Origin of the sequence: Bradyrhizobium sp. Mp27 (assembly GCF_029953005.1) — a bacterium.
GTDB classification, from domain to species: Bacteria; Pseudomonadota; Alphaproteobacteria; order Rhizobiales; family Xanthobacteraceae; genus Bradyrhizobium; species Bradyrhizobium barranii.
The window spans coordinates 1-768 of record NZ_JASAUS010000571.1 but is presented as its reverse complement, the minus strand read 5'-3'; the positions used below and the strand labels follow the sequence as shown (position 1 = coordinate 768).

Genomic DNA, 768 nt, shown 5'->3' with positions numbered 1-768 from the left:
CAACCTCGGCTTCCATGACTCGATGGAAGCCACTGTGGACCCTTATCCCGGGGTCCCGATTGGATGCCGATCACCCCGAAAACGGGGTCCTTATTCCATGCCGAAACACAAGCTAGACAGCAGGGCTGCTTTGCAAGTGTAGTTATGTGGATGATTAGAATGCTGCGCTCTGGACCGGGCATCCGAGTGTTGCGCGACCATTCACATACTGTTCGCGAGCCACCAAACCACGCCTGAAACGGCAGCGGCCCACCGTGGGTCATCGGCGCTCGCCCCTCCCTCGTTATCCAGCGCTCGGCGAATGGTAGCCGGCAATCGAAATATTGAAAAAACAAAACCCCCAGCGGTTTCCCGCCGGGGGCCTTGGAGGTCAGGTCGTTAGATCGAACTTACCAGTTGCGCTGAGCGCGGATCAGCATGCTGACCGTGCTCTGATCCTTCAGCTCGTACACGGCACCCGGCTTGGCCACAATAAACGCAGGGCCAGCGGCGACCGTGCTGATCGTGCCCGCGTACTTCTGGTCGAGCATGGTGTAAGCCACGTCGGCCGAGAAGGTCAGGTTCTTCACCGGCGTCCAGCGGGTGATCAGACCGATCGTGCCGATGTTGAAGTCCGGGTTGCAAGAGGTGATACCCGCGGTGGCGGCACCCAACGTCGCGAGTTGGCCGCAAACGAGAGCCGCACCACCGTTGCCGTACTTCAGCTGAGCGTACGAACCGTAGATTGCCGTGTTCCAGTACGCATCCCAGTTGTGGGTGTAGGCGCCA

1 protein-coding gene is annotated in these 768 nt (G+C 59.8%); it reads right to left on the bottom strand.

The genetic code is table 11. The features are described from left to right. Positions 1–389 precede the first annotated feature (389 nt). A partial coding sequence (locus QJT78_RS51790; protein WP_281460912.1) for a porin occupies positions 390–768 on the bottom strand: 379 nt, incomplete at its 5' end.